The following is a 15,302-nucleotide window of genomic DNA, read 5'->3' as shown; positions in this document are numbered from 1 at the left end:
CCTGCTTGCAAATCGCTAGACTAAGAAATGTTAAGTCCTTAAATCAGATCAAATTTTTATGGTGCAGTCCATTTCCTTTGGCGCAAATCTTCCTGCGATTCCACCGCTTGGCATCGGCACTTGGCAATGGGGCGACTCGCTGTTTTGGAGCTATGGCAAAGAATATGGTGAAGCGCAGGTCAAAGAAGCGTTTGATGCCACGATTGCCTCTGGAGTTGATTTTTTTGATACAGCAGAAATCTATGGCTTGGGCGAGTCAGAAAAGCTGTTAGGGCGGTTTATGAAGCAAACCGATCGCCCGGTACAAATTGCCACAAAATATATGCCGTTGCCCTGGCGATTTTCGGCAGAGTCAGTTCATGAAGCGGTATCAGAAAGTTTGAAGCGGCTCCAAATCGATCGCATTGCGCTTTACCAAGTTCATATGCCGTTCGACTTTTTTATGAGCAAAAAAACACTAATGGAGGCATTAGCAGAAGAAGTGAAGCGAGGGCGAATTGCAACGATCGGAGTCAGCAATTATTCGGCTCAACAAATGCGGGAAGCTCACGACTATTTAGCCGCAAAAGGGGTTCCTCTAGCGGTCAATCAAGTTCGTCATTCACTAATCACTCGCCAGATCGAGACGAATGGGATTTTCAATACTGCCCGTGACTTAGGGGTGACAATTTTGGCATACAGTCCTTTAGCTCAAGGGTTATTGACCGGGAAATATACGCCTGAAAATGCGGACTCCGTGACGGGTGCTCGAAAGCTAGATAGTCGATTCAGCCGTCAGGGATTAGAAAAGCTTGCCCCTGTCATTAGCTTGATGCGTGAGATCGGACAAAAGCACGATAAAATGCCCGCTCAAGTCGCGCTGAATTGGCTCATCACTCAAGGCAATGTGATTCCGATCCCTGGTGCCAAAAACGCTGATCAAGCTCGACAAAATGCAGGCGCTCTAGGTTGGTCACTTGATGCAGACGAATTCACAAAGCTCGATTTATTGACTCGCGATCGCCGCTAAAAAAATAGCCTCATGAGTGACAGGAGTGAAACTTTTAGTTAAAGCGGTTCGCTTGACCTTTAAAGTTCAAAACTTGTCACTCAATGGCGCTCTTTACGATTTTCCCACACAAAAATTCCGGAGTTAAGAACTCTCGACGCGAATAATAGGTCAAGAAGGAGCAGTCCTGTGGATTGACTGACACAAGCGTTTATGAGTGCAGTTTTAGTTGTTGACGATAGCACGACGGTTCGGTTAATTCTCGCAGAGTATCTTGAAAGCAGTGGATATGCGGTGATTGAGGCGATCGACGGCATCGAAGCGATCAAGCAAATTCAGACCCATCACCCAGATCTCGTAATTACTGATATTGTCATGCCACGAATGAACGGCTACGAACTGTGTCGCTGGATCAAGAGCGATCCCCGAACGAAGAACATTCCTGTCATGATGTGTACTATAAAAGACGAAGAGTTCGATCGCTATTGGGGCCTAAAGCAAGGAGCCGATGCCTACATCGCCAAACCATATAAACCCTTAGAAATGGTGAACGCCGTAAGACATTTGTTAGAGCAAGCGTAAACGATCGTTCACAACCGCAATTTTCAATCAAAAAAGCGAGTTAAGGAACCTCCTCAACCCGCTAACTTTAGCTATTTTCTACTGCCGTTCGCACTAATTAACGTCAGTTCGACGAGTTTTTTCGCTGCGTTGTCAGCGGCTTCTGCCCCCTAAATCCCCCATTCTGGGGGACTTTGAACCGGAAATTTTGGCTTGAAGTCCCCAAACTTGAGGGATTTAGGGGCACGACAAACTGTAACGAAGCCGTCGAATTCACGTTAATTAGAATTAGCAGAAGTCTTTACCCGTTTGACAGGCTTGGGCTTATCAGAACCGCTGCCACCGCCACCGCGTGAACGAGGCGCATCATCCGCAACGGGATCACTACCAGAAGCCATCCAAGAAGGACGAGTCTTGTCGTAAACCATTTGCAGAGCGGCTGCCGCGATCGTGTGGGGTTCAAACTCTTCAGCCAGTTGCGCCACGATCGGCAAGAACGAAGCCATCCGCTCACCCGTCAGAGCTTCGCGCACCTGACCTTGTAGCTTGTCTAAGTAACGAGCTTCGATTTCGGCACGAGTCGGCACATTGCGAATCTCTAAACGCTGACGCACGTGGTTCTCAATGTCGCGCAGTTTACGACGATCAAGGGCGTGAACCAACGAAATTGCGGTGCCTTCTTTGCCAGCGCGTCCGGTTCGACCGATGCGGTGGACATAGCTTTCAACGCTGTCGGGCAAATCGTAGTTGATCACATGGGTGAGATCATCAACGTGAATGCCTCGTGCTGCGATATCTGTTGCAACTACCCAACGCACCTGACGCTGACGGAACCTGATTAACAGACGTTCGCGCTGAGTCTGGGTGAGATCGCCATGATACTCATCCACACTATGTCCGGCAGCTTGTAGTTGACTGGTCAGTTCGGCAGCAGCGCGACGAGTCCGCACAAAGATTAGAGCCGTATCGGGATCTTCCAACTCTAGAATGGGTTGCAGCGCCCGCGCTTTCGTCCAACCACGGGGGATGGTGTAAGCGACTTGATTAATGCGATTTGGGGCGGCTTTGGGTTGCTCGATCGTCACCGTCACGGGCGATCTCAAGAACTTCGTCACCAGCTTCCGAACTGAAGGCTCCATCGTGGCAGAGAAGAAGGCAGTTTGACGCTCAACAGGCGCCTGGTTCAGGATCTTTTCGACATCCTGAATGAAGCCCATGTTCAGCATTTCATCTGCTTCGTCTAGCACCATCCAACTCAACTGATTGAGCTTTAAGTCACCCCGGCTGAGGAGGTCAATCACCCGCCCCGGTGTGCCGACGACGATTTGAGAACCTTTGCGTAGTCGAGAAATTTGCTGGTCGATCGACTGTCCACCGTAAATTGCTAAGACTTGGACGCGCTTGTCGTCCACAAACGTGCGGGTTGCCTGACATACCTGCATTGCCAACTCACGAGTCGGTGTCAGGATCAGCGCTTGCACTGCGGGATTTTTGGGATCAATCCGCTCCAAGATAGGCAGAGCGAATGCGGCAGTCTTGCCTGTTCCGGTTTGGGCTTGACCCACCACATCGCGGCCCGCGAGTAGGTGAGGAATGGCTTGGGCTTGAATCGCGGTCGGGGCAGTAAAGCCCAACTCTTCTAAGTTACGAACGCGAGTTTCAGAAAGTCCAAGGCTTTGGAAAGAAAGGGTCATTGAATGCTCCTAATAGGTCAAAGGTCATACGCCATTATTTCGATGAGGGGGATCAAGATGTCCTGAGAAAACTCAGGCACGGTCAATCCTACTGGTTACACCATCGGAAAAGGCGCGGTATAAAACATGCGAGACATGCGGGAGAGACGGTCATCAAAAACGACGCATCTCAGATCGCTTTTAGTAAAACAGGGACATCGAAACCCTCATCGAGTCGCCACTAAGGGGTTCTGCATCAGGTCTGCTGCGGTCGCAACATGCCCATACAGGTCATAGATATCGGCATCGACGATCGCTACTGGCACCAGTGCCCCTAGCGATGCCTCACCCTGGACATACACCAGTCCATCCACCTCTGGCGAAAAGCGGGCAGACCGACCGACTAACTCACCCGTTTCCGGGTTTTCTTGCTCAATCAAAACATCGACAACCTTGCCAATCTGCGATCGATTCCGTCTAAGAGAAATCGGTTGCTGAATCTGCATTAAGGCATCGCGACGGGCATCCATTACCGATTGCGGTAACTGGTTGGGCAACTCGTAGGCGGGGGTTTCCTCTTCGGGGGAGAAGGTGAAGACCCCTACATGATCGAACTCGTGACGTTGAACAAATTGCAGCAAATGTTCAAACTGTTCATCGGTTTCACCGGGGAATCCCACGATGAAAGTGGTTCTCAGCACGGCATCGGGTAACGCTGATTTGATGCGCTCAATGATGCCGTCATTTACCCGACCCTGCCAGGGACGATTCATTGATCGAAGAATCTCTGGGTGGGAGTGCTGAAGGGGCAAGTCTAAATAGGGCAGAACGTTAGGCGTTTCTTGCATCGCCGCCATCACGCTAGGCGTTAAGCCCGTAGGATAGGCATAATGCATCCGAACCCAGGGAATATCTACTTCGCCCAGTGCCCGAATCAATTCTGCCAGTCTGGGTTCCCCATAAATATCTAAGCCATAGTTTGTCGTGATTTGAGAGATTAAAATAATCTCCCGAACGCCTTCTGAGACAAGCTGGTTTGCTTCGGCGACAATGGACTCGATCGTGCGCGATCGTTGGTTTCCGCGCAGGTGGGGAATGATGCAAAAGGCGCAACGATAGTCACAACCTTCTGCAATTCTGAGATAAGCAACTCCTTCAGTTGTGGTGCGATAACGAGGAGTCGTTTCATCTGCAATATAGGTGGGTTCTTGCGAGACTTCGGTGACTCGCTCTCCCAATTCAGTCCGCTCGATCACGTCTACGATCTTGTGATAGTCGCCCGTCCCAACCAGCGCGACAGCTTCGGGGAGTTCGTCTAACAGTTGCTCTTGAAAGTGCTGCGCCATGCAGCCCGTGATCACAATCTTTTTGTTGGCTTCTGCCAGTTCTACTAACGTCCGAACTGACTCTTCTCGCGCCGCTTGAATAAAACTGCACGTGTTGACGATTACATAATCTGCGAGTTCATCGTTTGCGTCAACCTCATAACCTGCTTGCACTAGCAGACCGAGCATATGCTCGGTGTCAATTCTGTTTTTTTCGCAGCCTAAATGAGAGATGGCAATAGTTGGCTTGTTGCCCATGAAAAACCTGATGGAGTGAATAACGAAGGGTTAGTATCGGTTTAAACCGTAGCGATCGTCGGTGCGACGGCTCTTCCCCTCGCTTCCCATCCAAGGAGCCAAATGCTTAATGGATACAGATACTCGCAATCGCTTTGTTACGTTGATCTCTATGATAGCGCAAAATTGGAAATATTACGTTCTGTTAAATAGATTCTTTTTCAATCAGAAAAGGGGAAAGGCAAAAATCTACGTCTATACACTGTTTTGCGCTTTTTCAAGCTTAAACCCTAAACCGCTGCAATCCACCTTTTCTCCTTCGTCTTTTACACTTCTTAATCTATCTGACTGAGAACGCTTCGCTAAATTTCTTAGTCACAGGTTCAATCAGGAAGCTGAGAATTGACTTCTTACGGGTCACGATCTCAGCGGCACCTGTCATACCAGGAGTTAGTGCAACGTCTTGACCCCGGACGCTAATGGCACTTTTGTCGAGCCGAATCTTAGCCAAGAAGACCGGACCCATATCGCGACCGTTTTCATCTTTCTCAACGACGGCATCTGGGCTGATCTGAAGCACTTCACCCTCGATAACGCCAAACTCTTGATAAGGAAAGGTCGCTAATTTAATTTTCGCATTCATGCCGGGCCGAACAAAGCCAATATCTCGGTTGAGAACTTTAGCTTCTAGAACGAGGTCTTGATTGTTAGGCGAAATCGAAAGCAATTCTTCGCCCTGCTGCACTGGGCCTTGAGTCACTTTAATGTTGTAGACTGTTCCATCAAAGGGAGCGGTGACGGTTTCTTTGTCAGACTGCTGCTTTTTGGCGATCGCAATCTCGCCGAGCTTTTTCGTCAACTCTTCACGGCGTTGGTTGAGTTGAGTCAGAATTTCGCCTTGACGCTGAGGAGCCAAGCCCTGAGACGTGCTTTTTGCTGACTCAAAAGCTTGCTGCGCTTGATGAATTCGATCCTGTTGAGCTTCGGCTTCTTTCGCTAGAGACGTAATTTTATCTTCTGCATCGTTGATCTGGTTTTTGGCATTGGTGACCTGATCGATGGCGTTGAGATAATCTAACCGGGGAACAGCATTGCTGGCAATCAGCGTGCGGAGGCTTCTCTCTCGCTCTTGAGCCGTGACGAGATTGGCTTTAGCATTTTGCAGCGTTGTCTGAGCATTCGCCAGGTTTTCTTGATATCGCTCTAGGCGAGTTTGCGCTTCGTTAATCGTCGCGATTTGACGATTGGCTTCGGCGATTGCTCCAGCTTGCTTTTCAGTAAATTCTCGTTGACGTGCGTTCAACAACTGATCTTGGATGGGATTTCCCCCTGAAACCGTTTGCCCTCGGCTCTCTGCTTCTAGACGATTGACATCTTCTTGAATCTTTTGGGCATCTGTTTCTAGACTCGCGACATTCGTTTCGCTAACTCCTGGATCGATTTCGACTAAGATATCTCCCTTTTTGACAACGCTTCCAGCTTTGACTCTAGTTTGAGAGACGCTGCCGACCCCAAGTGCTCGAATTGGTCGAACTTCGGTCGAGGGAACGGTTTTGCCTTGAGTGATCGCCACTTCATCAATTTGGCTAAAGTGCGCCCAGCCGATCGTGCCAAACACGATCGCGCTGACCGTTCCTGCCAGAATGCGAGTGTAGAGAGGTGGCAACTCTTGAACGGCTTTGCCAAGCTCAAACGAGAGCGAATCTTCAGGGTTAGCAAGCTGTTGTTTGACTTGCTGAGATTGAGCGGGAGTGGAAGAAAGAGAAACGCGCATAAGTCTTTTGTTTTACCGGGGCAGAAATAAACAGCCAGGTACACTAGCCTCAAAGATAGCCGATCGACCGGAAAGTCTATCAAAGGTTACAGAATGTAACGACACCTGAATAACTCTTAAGCGAGGCGACGATCGTAGACCAGCCTACTAATATGAATCCAGAATGCCCATTTATGTCAATGGTGACACACCTGTGTTTCAACTCCTTTATCCACTAGTTCATGCCATTCAACCGTTTTTGGTGCCAATTTGCTTTGTGTCTGCCTGGTTATTTGTGATTCTCACAGTCTGGAGTTTGTTTTCAACTGTGTTTGAGGGCGTGGGCAGAGCTAGACAGATGCACCAGATCCCTTGTGCAAACTGTCAATATTTTACGGGTGATTACGGGCTTAAGTGTACGGTTCACCCCTCGATCGCGCTGTCTGAAGATGCCATTCACTGTCCTGACTATGATCCGGCTCCCAATCTCTACTAAGATTTTAGAGAAGAATTTGGAACGGTGGAGACGATCGTCATGTTGGTGCAAAAACTCAGTCACTGTCCAGAGTTTGTAGCTGGCGACGGAACGCTGCTGCGTGAGTTATTTCACCCAGACAAGCAGCCGTTAGATTTGAGATATAGTCTGGCACATGCGATCGTCCCAGTCGGACAAACCTCGATTCCCCATGCGCTGACTACATCTGAAGTCTATTACATTCTCACGGGCGAGGGAGAGATGCACATTAACGACGAAACCCAGACCGTAGAGCCTGGGGATGCCATTTATATTCCGCCCAGTGCAACACAGTTTATCTACAACAGTGGCAACGAGCCGCTAGTTTTCATCTGTATTGTTGACCCAGCTTGGCAGAAGGAAGATGAAACGGTCTACCAATGAGCGATCGCAGGGTGATGAAATTAATCTTCACCCCTGACGATTGCTAATCTTGGTTTAACTCTGGGTAATGGCGCTTAGGAAGCTGTTCGGCCTCTGGACAATCATCCGAAACTAGGGGATCGACATTTCCTTTCGGTACAGAAGCAAGCTTCTGAGTGACAGCCCCAATGCTTTCTAGGCGCACCATTTCCTCCCAAGAGCAATTTTCGTCGTCTTCTTCGGTTTCATAACGCAACGTGACCAGATCGCCTTCGATATCTAGAATCTTGGCACGCTCAATCCAGCGTTGCTGATCCCGCAAGAAAATCCAGACTTCTCGACCATCGCAACAGAGTTGATAGATCTTGCGGTGTAGCATGTATTGCTTCTCCTGAGCAAATGACTCTTAAAACTGCATCTTGAAACTGCGATTCCCTAAGCTTTAGAGTGGCAGTGTTCTTCAAATCTGGCAAGGAAGAATCCGATCTCCTTGTCGGCACCATTTTTCATTTTCCTGCTGAGAGAGGATTGCTGACGTTGGTACAAATCATTTAAGGTAGGCAAAGGTTGAAGTGGCTCAGTTTAATAAAGTGCAGGGATTGAATCAAAAGAGCAAGGGTTGATCAGACGGGTGAGAAGCACAGGCATATCGGCATCGGTCAGGGGCTTGGGATGGGGCATCGATGAATCTAGCCATTGTGCAAAGCGTTCCCATAAGTTTACGAGCCTTTCAAGGTCTTGCTAGTTAACTGCCTCTAAGTATCGGATTGTACCAACTATTCTAGCCATTGTTAAGCAAAGTGACTAAATATAGACTAACAAGTTTTGAGGTCAAGGAAGCCAACGGGGATGAAATCCGGGCATGGGCAGAGCTTCGGGTTGAACTTTAGCGGTTAAATTGCCAGTGAGAGGCAAGAGCCAGAGACGGCCGTTAGCCAGTGATTTGCCATCGGGCGACTGAGCATCTCCATCGGTTTGGTCAAAGATCAGCGCTAACCCATCGGGGGCAAGGCTCATCTGAATATCTCGCTGTTTAGGCAGCAGCACCATTGGATGCAGGGCACGTTCACCGCCTTGGGTCATGGCAGTTTTGAGGTCGATCGCGGCGAGATAGGGCTGTTCTTGATAAGTGGCACCCGGAATGAGATTAGTCAACAAACAATAGAGAATCTGCTCGGTGGGGTCAAACTGAGCGCTGACGATCGAGCCTGTGGTTTTAAAGATTTCTTTTGAGTCTCCTTGATTGGTCACGAGAAACAGCGATCGGGTGTAATCAGTGTTGAACTTTAGCATTGCGGCGCTGGAGCCATCTTTGGAGAAACTCAGCACAGTGCCAAACTTGGGTAAAAAGTCTAGCGGATCAGCCTGGGGTTGCAGAGGAATGATGGCGAGTCCTTGCCCTTGCGCGATCGCGAGAGACGAACTGTCGGGCGTAATTAAAAATTCACCGCCAGGCTGTTTATTATCTAACGGCTGGGGCGCAGAGCCTTGACGAATGATCCACGGCCCAAAATCGTTGGGATTTTTGCGACTGACGCGCTGCACGACAATCACGTTTCCATCGGGTGACACATCGAATTTGAGATTTTGGTAATCTTGATTGTCGAGAACGCGCTCAATTTGTCCAGATGACGGGCTAGGCGAGGGTTTAACTGAGTTAAAGAAATCCCAATCAGATTTTTGAATATCACTGGGTTGGGCAGGGGAATTGATCGCAAGTCCGGTTGTAACGGTGTAGAGTTTTTGATCCACTAACGTTTGGGACTGATTGGCGCGCTCGATGGCAGAAAAAAGAATCCGATCGCTTTGGGTATAGGGCTTAAAGTCCATTACCACTAGATTTTGAGGAGTCAGGATTTTTTTCTCCTGCTTTGTCATGTTAAAGAGAATCAGCCGTCCCGCTTCGTCTCCGTCAACCCCAATGTAGGCAAAGGCACGATCGCGGCTCTGAAAGTTTCCGACAAATGGCTGAATGCTGACGCGATCGCTGCCCTCTTGAGTAAAGCGGTCTTGAGCGTTTTGCAGCTTGACATTAAAAGACGTGCCATAAGGAGCAGGCGCATTCAGGGTATACGCCATTCGTCGCCCTGCCCAGCTTGTCTTTCCGGGCAAAGATGGCTCGATTTGCAAGTTTTGCTCAACGCTGTTGTGATCCATCGGGCGACTAAACGTCAGCACAAACGCACTATCATCTGAGCCAACTTGCTTGTTTTGCCAGCTAAAATCACGGACTCGTGGGGCACTGCGATCGCCGCTCAATAACAGCAGCCCAATCACAACGCTCAAAATTGCCATCACAAATAGCGCGGCACGATCGAGCGGTTGAAAAAACTGCTTGGGCGGAGCGGTTGGCGTGGGTTGCATACTCAATGATCAAACACTTGAGAATTCAGTATAGATTACTGCAAATCGTTTTCAGGCAGGGTTAACCCTAATCGCTGCTGAAGCGCCTGAATCACTTCTTCACCCGATTGCGGGTCTAAAATTTTTAGATCTTCTTCGGTGTAATTCATCAGATCGCCGATCGTCTGGATTTGAGTGCGTTTAAGCGAACCGAGTGCCTTCATCGAAAGCTGAAGATCTTCAATGGGTCTGCGATCGAGCGCGTCATTCATAACTCTAAAAGTGTTTGAAAATAGGAGTTTTGAATTCTAGTCTAGAGCTTTCTGAAGAATTGCCTTCTCGATCGCCCCTATCTCACATTCAATCACTCAATCTGATCGTCCTCATTCTTATCCGGGAACTCTAGAACTCGATCGCGCTCCACAAAGCGAGTCGGCAAGCCCCATTTGCACCTGTTTTAAGAGATCTTCTCATGAATTTAGAGTCAAAAGCGCCAGAACATTCTAATCCCCTAACGCAGGAAATTTTATCATCAGATCCTCAAGAGAACCTTGCTGTAGAAATTGCCGAGCAAGCTTTCTGGAGCGATCAAGATTCGGATGATGATGAGAACAGCCCCGCTAAAGCGCAAACTTTATTACTCAACGGTAGACCGATTCCTGAAGCTGATTTCCCTCACTTGTTTGCCGCAGAGAGAAAGCTGAAATATGTTCAAGGAGTCTCGCAGTCAGGGCAAGTTTATCTGCTCACAAACCTGCTGCAAGATGTGTCAGAAATGCTGTTGCAGTCTCAAAACGTCTGGACGATCGGGCGACATCGCGGAGCCGCTATATCTCTGAGCGATCGTAAACTGTCGCGCCGTCATGCCGTGATTCTCTACGATGCCGATCAAGGGTTTTATCTGATTGATCTCAACAGCATGAATGGCTCTTATGTAAATGGCGATCGAGTTCAGCAGCGTCATCTTTTACACGATGGCGATCGAGTTTGTTTGGGCAGCATCGAGTTTTTCTTCTTTATCAGTCAACAGCAACACTTTTTAGAGCCAATTCACCCAGAAGTGTTGTCTCGCCTGCACAACTTGAGGTCGCGCTCAACGCCTTTTGCTGACTACTCAGAAGAACAGCAGGCGATCAAGTCCAAGCTTTAGCGCCCCAATCATGCCTTTATCAAGTTGCGTAGAGACATTCTGGCGGAACATCTCTACGGGGGTTAGCGATCGCTAGATCAACAAAGGGCTGAAGCCGTGCTTCACAGATGCCGCACCAATTTCCTCCATCTTTTCAACGGTGATATAGTTCCGCCCCCAAGAAAAGTTAGTGTGCAACTTCTCAAACTCTAGCAGCATCGACTCAGCAAAACAGGCAAATAGCTGACGAGCAGGCACGTCCATATTAACGATGCTCATAATCCGCCAGTCAATGTCTAGCGAGTGTTCGACAATGCCGCCATTCAGAACGTGCACACCGGGATACTGCACCTTCGTCCCCAAATTTTTGGGATAGCCACCATCGATCAGCAAGCAAGGCTGCTTAAGAACGGCTGGATTGATCTCAACGCCTTTGGGCATACTAGCAACCCAAACGATGATGTCTGCTTGGGGTAGAGCTTCTTCCAGCCCCATAATTTTGCCGCGACCGAGTTCGGCTTGCAGGTTTTGCAGACGTTCTTGGTTACGAGCAATCAACAGCAGTTCAGCAACGTCGGTGCGCTTGTCTAACCAACGGCAAACCGCGCTGCCAATATCGCCCGTTGCGCCACAGATCGCCACCGTCGCTTCAGACAAATTAATGCCCAATTGTTTAGCGGCTTGCTCGACTTGACGGCAGATGATGTAAGCGGTATGGGTGTTGCCTGTGGTGAATCGCTCAAACTCCAGCATCACATTGCGGACTTGGCGAACCTGACTGAGGTTAAAGTTTTCAAAAATAATTGATGAAAATCCACCTAACGCAGTAATGTTGATGCCGTGCTTTTGGGCGTGTGCCATCGCATTGATAATTTTGCGAGTAGCTGCCTTGATCCGACGGGTCGCTAACATTTCTGGAAGAAAACAAGACTCGACGTATCTGCCCTCGATCTTTTGCCCAGTAATGCTTGTAACGGTGATGTTGTCAACAATTTGCGGAGGAGCGCTGCACCAAAAATCCAACCCTTGGTCGGCATATTCGGGATAGCCTAACTCTCTAGCAACTGATTGAGCGTGCTCTAGACTCGTGAGATGACCAATTAAACCAAACATCGACGAATATATATGTAGCCTGCGGGTAAGGCTGAAATGAGGTGGATATCGAAGGAGATTTCAGGTTTCAGGGTCAGAGTACTTGCGCTCTGTCCGACTTCTGAAACCTGGAACCTTTAGACGGTTGCTAATCCGTAGGCTGACATTCGCATGATGTCGCGAGTGGTAAACCCAATATTGCTGAGAGCTTCACCGTATTGGATCATGAAGTCTTCGACCAATGCTTCTCGCTCCATGCCGAGAACTTTGGCATCGACATCGACTTGGTTTAGCATCTTCCAGACGATCGGAAGGTTAGCGCGGTTGGCTTCTTCAAGTTCGGCTTTTGAGGCTTCAAAGTTTGCTTTGAGCCACTCTTCACCAAAGTTGAGGTGTAGATATTCGTCTTTGACAACTCCTTCGGTGATCTTGCGGGCGAAGTCATCTGCAACGGGGATATAGATGTTGTAGGCAGCGATCGCAAAACATTCAATGATCAAAGACTGAATCAGCAAACAGGTGACGGTCTTATTTTCTGCTGCCGCCGTTTGAAAATTCTCGTGTAGTGGAGAGAAAAATTGACGGGCAAACTCCATATCTGGAGTCACTTTAAGATTGCGACCACAAGCTTCAAACCCTTTTTTGTGACGGCTCTCCATTTTTGCCAAGCCGACAAGCTGATCTTTTTGATCAGGCAGCAGCCCGCCAAGACTGTGGTAGTTTTCGTATGCTTCTTGCTCGCCCTCAATCACGATCGCGTTGATGCGGCTGTAAGCGTCTTTATAAGTTTCGCTGTGGAAGTCAATGTCTTGAATCGCCTCAAGTTGGGGCATAAAACAGTAGTCTCCTGGTCATGAATAAGTCGTCACAAATCGATCCGGGGCTTTGAAAGTTAGAAAACAAGGGTCGCGCAACGTGTTTAGCGCCCAGTCTACACTTTACCGTCTCTCGTCAAGGGTGAAGATGAGAATCGTTAAATTCTGCTCTATTTTGCACGTTTGGGGGCTAAAATGCCAGACTCTTAATTTTGTATCATTCAGCGTTAGTGTAGCCTGTGAAGATATCGTTTTCCTATAGAGAAGCTGTTTATCTACCTATTTACTGAGCACAATGCTGTTAGAAAGCTCCGATCGTCAGCCTCCCAATCCTCGCTTGAACTTTAAATCTGGATTATTCGATCAAGATAAAATCCTTCAGAAACTGAGTCTAGTTTTGCTAATTGTCGGCGCAGGTTTGGTGCTGTTGCCGTTGGGCATCGTGGTCAAGACTTCGTTAACTTCAGAAAATGGAGGCTGGTCTTGGGCAAATTATCGTCAGGCTTGGCAGCGAGGCGGATTTTTGCTGGCGTTTGCAAATTCGACCTTTGTAGCGCTAGCGGTCACGGCAGTTCAGATTTTTACGTCGGCGCTGTCGGGTTATGCGCTGGCTCGACTAGAGTTTCGCGGCAAGCAAGCGCTGTTGTTGATTATTTTGACGACGCTGGTGATTCCGTTTCAAATTTTGGTGATTCCGATTTTTTTGGTTCTGAAATGGGGACATCTCATCAATACTTACGGAGCGTTGATTTTGCCAACGGCGGTGAATGGGTTTGGAATTTTTCTGTTGAGGCAGTTTTTTCTAACGATTCCGATCGAGCTTGAAGAAGCGGCGATGCTCGATGGCGCAAATCGGTTACAAATCCTCTGGCGGGTGATGTTGCCGTTGGCGCGTCCAGCGTTGGTAACGCTATTTCTATTTAGTTTTATCGGCGAGTGGAATGATCTGTTTAAACCACTGGTGTTTACGACGCGTCCAGAATTGCAAACGGTGCAGTTAGCGCTGGCGGGGTTTCAAGAGCAGTTTACTAACGATTGGAAACTGATGATGGCGGCGGTCGTGATTGCAACGATTCCAGTAGTCGTGCTGTTTTTGTTAGGTCAGCGGCAATTAATTCGCGGCATCGCAACCACTGGAATTAAAAACTAGCAGATGAAAAACTTAGGAATCGGCTTAATATTGGTGTCATTTTTGCCCTGGGTTACAGTCGCGGCTGTGCCTTTTTTGGCAGTGTCGATCGCTCAAAAAGCAGTTCTGGTTCCCGTGTTGTTAGGAAGTGCTGAAGTGATGTTTTGGCTTGGTATTTTGATCGTTGGTAAAGAGGTCGCTGAACGATATCGACGCTGGTTAAATCCACGTTATTTGTGGGAGAAGATTCGGCGATCGTTTCGCTAGCTGAAAGTGAATTATTCCCAGGTGCCAACGTCGGATGCTTCCTGGTCGTCGTCTAACTTCAAGCGAATGGTGCGCGAAAAGCCCTCACCTTTTGGGTCGCCGAGACAGAACTCGATCGAGTGGCTAGATAACCTGTCCAAGCAGCTTAACAAGGTTCTCAAATGGGGAGAACTGGCTCCAGTATCAACATATACTCGCTCAGACAAAGTGTTGATACGCTTCCAGGTGGTGTAGAGTTTGGCGATCGCTTGCTCTAACTGTGCGGCTTGGCTGACTAATTCTGCGGTCGAATTCAAACAACCCAGGCGAAGCGCTTCTTCGAGTGCCAATTCTAAGTTTAAGGATTCGTTGTTCAATGCTTGAACTTGAGTTGCTGATTCTAGATAACGAGACAAATAGCGGGCTTCTGAAGTGACTTGTTTAAGCGTATCGACATCGGGATTTTGAGCCACCGCGTCTCGAATTGAGACTTGATGAGACTCTGGAAGCTTTTCTAACTGTTTGACTAACGGCGCTAAATAACGAGTCGGAATGGTTTGATCGGCAGCTTTTTCGCGAACTTCAACGGGCAGCAAATCAGAAGTCATTGCCGTCCAATCATCAGAGAGTTGCCGGACTTCTCGACGAGTAATGCGATCGCCCTTTCGTGCCGTGTCGCCAATCATCTGCTGCACTTCGGGCGCAGCTTGAGCCGTTTCAACAAATGCCCGTTTGGTAAATTGATTCACATCTTCAGGCTCTAAACAGCCGCTATCGAGCAGCGTGTCGGCACTGTTGGCTAACTCAATTAAGTTATAAGCCTGACTTTTGCTGATTTCCCGATCTTTGAGCCAATTGAGAAACCCCACACCTCGCCCTTCGCCGCGCTTTTTCTCTCGATCGCGCACGGTTTTGAGAATGCGCCCACGCCAAATGTCGGTTTGTAAGTCAAAGCGATCGCACACCTGCCACGCGGTCTCAATCTGCTGCTGAAATTCGAGGTCTAAAATCTGGTCGTCTTCTGGGTCGGGTAGCTGAAAGCCGAGATCTAAGAATGGCTCTGAGTCAGACGGAGCAAGGTTTGTCGGAAGTTGAGGCGCTTGAACCATCGGGACGTTTTAATGACAGCCGCAC

At 48.6% G+C, this 15,302-nt stretch carries 16 protein-coding genes; 7 read left to right on the top strand and 9 right to left on the bottom strand.

The window, feature by feature from the left end; all coding sequences use genetic code 11:
- Window positions 1–58 precede the first annotated feature (58 nt).
- Window positions 59–1,009, top strand: coding sequence for an aldo/keto reductase (locus BRW63_RS03645; RefSeq protein WP_181314323.1), 951 nt, complete (start codon window positions 59–61; stop codon window positions 1,007–1,009).
- Between the two features lie 192 nt (window positions 1,010–1,201).
- Window positions 1,202–1,570, top strand: coding sequence for a response regulator (locus BRW63_RS03640; protein ID WP_073069543.1), 369 nt, complete (start codon window positions 1,202–1,204; stop codon window positions 1,568–1,570).
- Window positions 1,571–1,827: 257 nt separating this feature from the next.
- Here BRW63_RS03640 and BRW63_RS03635 read toward each other — a convergent pair whose 3' ends face one another.
- The 3 genes from BRW63_RS03635 to BRW63_RS03625 form a co-directional block, all read right to left on the bottom strand.
- A complete protein-coding gene (locus BRW63_RS03635; RefSeq protein ID WP_073069542.1) occupies window positions 1,828–3,243 on the bottom strand; it encodes a DEAD/DEAH box helicase in 1,416 nt (471 codons plus the stop codon).
- 206 nt (window positions 3,244–3,449) lie between these two features.
- Window positions 3,450–4,805, bottom strand: coding sequence for a 30S ribosomal protein S12 methylthiotransferase RimO (gene rimO, locus BRW63_RS03630; protein ID WP_073069541.1), 1,356 nt, complete (start codon window positions 4,803–4,805; stop codon window positions 3,450–3,452).
- Window positions 4,806–5,124: 319 nt separating this feature from the next.
- Window positions 5,125–6,558, bottom strand: a complete 1,434-nt coding sequence (locus BRW63_RS03625) for an HlyD family type I secretion periplasmic adaptor subunit (RefSeq protein ID WP_073069540.1) — start codon at window positions 6,556–6,558, stop codon at window positions 5,125–5,127.
- Between the two features lie 163 nt (window positions 6,559–6,721).
- On the opposite strand from BRW63_RS03625, the gene BRW63_RS03620 reads away from it, so the two are divergent.
- Both BRW63_RS03620 and BRW63_RS03615 read left to right on the top strand, forming a co-directional pair.
- Complete coding sequence (locus tag BRW63_RS03620; RefSeq protein WP_223257278.1) at window positions 6,722–7,033, top strand: hypothetical protein; 312 nt, start codon at window positions 6,722–6,724, stop codon at window positions 7,031–7,033.
- Between the two features lie 39 nt (window positions 7,034–7,072).
- Window positions 7,073–7,435, top strand: coding sequence for a cupin domain-containing protein (locus BRW63_RS03615; protein ID WP_073069539.1), 363 nt, complete (start codon window positions 7,073–7,075; stop codon window positions 7,433–7,435).
- A 43-nt stretch (window positions 7,436–7,478) separates the two neighbouring features.
- Here the strand turns inward: BRW63_RS03615 and BRW63_RS03610 are convergent, their stop codons facing one another.
- From BRW63_RS03610 to BRW63_RS03600, 3 genes are all read right to left on the bottom strand, one after another.
- Window positions 7,479–7,793, bottom strand: a complete 315-nt coding sequence (locus BRW63_RS03610; RefSeq protein WP_073069538.1) for a DUF6679 family protein — start codon at window positions 7,791–7,793, stop codon at window positions 7,479–7,481.
- Between the two features lie 452 nt (window positions 7,794–8,245).
- Window positions 8,246–9,778, bottom strand: a complete 1,533-nt coding sequence (locus BRW63_RS03605; protein WP_073069537.1) for a hypothetical protein — start codon at window positions 9,776–9,778, stop codon at window positions 8,246–8,248.
- Window positions 9,779–9,813: 35 nt separating this feature from the next.
- On the bottom strand, window positions 9,814–10,029 hold the full coding sequence (locus tag BRW63_RS03600; RefSeq protein ID WP_073069536.1) for a DNA-directed RNA polymerase subunit alpha C-terminal domain-containing protein: 216 nt from the start codon (window positions 10,027–10,029) through the stop codon (window positions 9,814–9,816).
- A 200-nt stretch (window positions 10,030–10,229) separates the two neighbouring features.
- On the opposite strand from BRW63_RS03600, the gene BRW63_RS03595 reads away from it, so the two are divergent.
- Complete coding sequence (locus BRW63_RS03595; protein ID WP_073069535.1) at window positions 10,230–10,907, top strand: FHA domain-containing protein; 678 nt, start codon at window positions 10,230–10,232, stop codon at window positions 10,905–10,907.
- Window positions 10,908–10,979: 72 nt separating this feature from the next.
- Here BRW63_RS03595 and BRW63_RS03590 read toward each other — a convergent pair whose 3' ends face one another.
- Window positions 10,980–11,999, bottom strand: a complete 1,020-nt coding sequence (locus tag BRW63_RS03590) for a long-chain acyl-[acyl-carrier-protein] reductase (protein ID WP_073069534.1) — start codon at window positions 11,997–11,999, stop codon at window positions 10,980–10,982.
- 116 nt (window positions 12,000–12,115) lie between these two features.
- Window positions 12,116–12,811, bottom strand: a complete 696-nt coding sequence (locus BRW63_RS03585) for an aldehyde oxygenase (deformylating) (protein WP_073069533.1) — start codon at window positions 12,809–12,811, stop codon at window positions 12,116–12,118.
- A 277-nt stretch (window positions 12,812–13,088) separates the two neighbouring features.
- Here BRW63_RS03585 and BRW63_RS03580 point away from each other — a divergent pair, with 277 nt between their 5' ends.
- Window positions 13,089–13,943, top strand: coding sequence for a carbohydrate ABC transporter permease (locus BRW63_RS03580; protein WP_083582662.1), 855 nt, complete (start codon window positions 13,089–13,091; stop codon window positions 13,941–13,943).
- A 3-nt stretch (window positions 13,944–13,946) separates the two neighbouring features.
- A complete protein-coding gene (locus tag BRW63_RS03575; protein WP_073069532.1) occupies window positions 13,947–14,189 on the top strand; it encodes a transporter suffix domain-containing protein in 243 nt (80 codons plus the stop codon).
- 11 nt (window positions 14,190–14,200) lie between these two features.
- On the opposite strand, the gene BRW63_RS03570 is transcribed toward BRW63_RS03575, so the two are convergent.
- Window positions 14,201–15,277 (bottom strand): hypothetical protein, encoded by a 1,077-nt coding sequence (locus tag BRW63_RS03570; protein WP_073069531.1) that lies wholly within the window; start codon window positions 15,275–15,277, stop codon window positions 14,201–14,203.
- Window positions 15,278–15,302 lie beyond the last annotated feature (25 nt).

Origin of the sequence: Phormidesmis priestleyi ULC007 (assembly GCF_001895925.1) — a bacterium.
Lineage (GTDB): Bacteria > Cyanobacteriota > Cyanobacteriia > Leptolyngbyales > Leptolyngbyaceae > Phormidesmis_A > Phormidesmis_A priestleyi_A.
The sequence above is the reverse complement of the archived record's forward strand: the minus strand, read 5'-3'. Positions and strand labels throughout refer to the sequence as shown.

Bases quoted from the DNA above. Each gene is read 5' to 3' on its own strand.
- BRW63_RS03645 (WP_181314323.1), top strand. From the start codon at position 59: ATGGTGCAGTCCATTTCCTTTGGCGCAAATCTTCCTGCGATTCCACCG.
- BRW63_RS03640 (WP_073069543.1), top strand. From the start codon at position 1,202: ATGAGTGCAGTTTTAGTTGTTGACGATAGCACGACGGTTCGGTTAATT.
- BRW63_RS03635 (WP_073069542.1), bottom strand. From the start codon at position 3,243: ATGACCCTTTCTTTCCAAAGCCTTGGACTTTCTGAAACTCGCGTTCGT.
- rimO (WP_073069541.1), bottom strand. From the start codon at position 4,805: ATGGGCAACAAGCCAACTATTGCCATCTCTCATTTAGGCTGCGAAAAA.
- BRW63_RS03625 (WP_073069540.1), bottom strand. From the start codon at position 6,558: ATGCGCGTTTCTCTTTCTTCCACTCCCGCTCAATCTCAGCAAGTCAAA.
- BRW63_RS03620 (WP_223257278.1), top strand. From the start codon at position 6,722: ATGCCCATTTATGTCAATGGTGACACACCTGTGTTTCAACTCCTTTAT.
- BRW63_RS03615 (WP_073069539.1), top strand. From the start codon at position 7,073: ATGTTGGTGCAAAAACTCAGTCACTGTCCAGAGTTTGTAGCTGGCGAC.
- BRW63_RS03610 (WP_073069538.1), bottom strand. From the start codon at position 7,793: ATGCTACACCGCAAGATCTATCAACTCTGTTGCGATGGTCGAGAAGTC.
- BRW63_RS03605 (WP_073069537.1), bottom strand. From the start codon at position 9,778: ATGCAACCCACGCCAACCGCTCCGCCCAAGCAGTTTTTTCAACCGCTC.
- BRW63_RS03600 (WP_073069536.1), bottom strand. From the start codon at position 10,029: ATGAATGACGCGCTCGATCGCAGACCCATTGAAGATCTTCAGCTTTCG.
- BRW63_RS03595 (WP_073069535.1), top strand. From the start codon at position 10,230: ATGAATTTAGAGTCAAAAGCGCCAGAACATTCTAATCCCCTAACGCAG.
- BRW63_RS03590 (WP_073069534.1), bottom strand. From the start codon at position 11,999: ATGTTTGGTTTAATTGGTCATCTCACGAGTCTAGAGCACGCTCAATCA.
- BRW63_RS03585 (WP_073069533.1), bottom strand. From the start codon at position 12,811: ATGCCCCAACTTGAGGCGATTCAAGACATTGACTTCCACAGCGAAACT.
- BRW63_RS03580 (WP_083582662.1), top strand. From the start codon at position 13,089: ATGCTGTTAGAAAGCTCCGATCGTCAGCCTCCCAATCCTCGCTTGAAC.
- BRW63_RS03575 (WP_073069532.1), top strand. From the start codon at position 13,947: ATGAAAAACTTAGGAATCGGCTTAATATTGGTGTCATTTTTGCCCTGG.
- BRW63_RS03570 (WP_073069531.1), bottom strand. From the start codon at position 15,277: ATGGTTCAAGCGCCTCAACTTCCGACAAACCTTGCTCCGTCTGACTCA.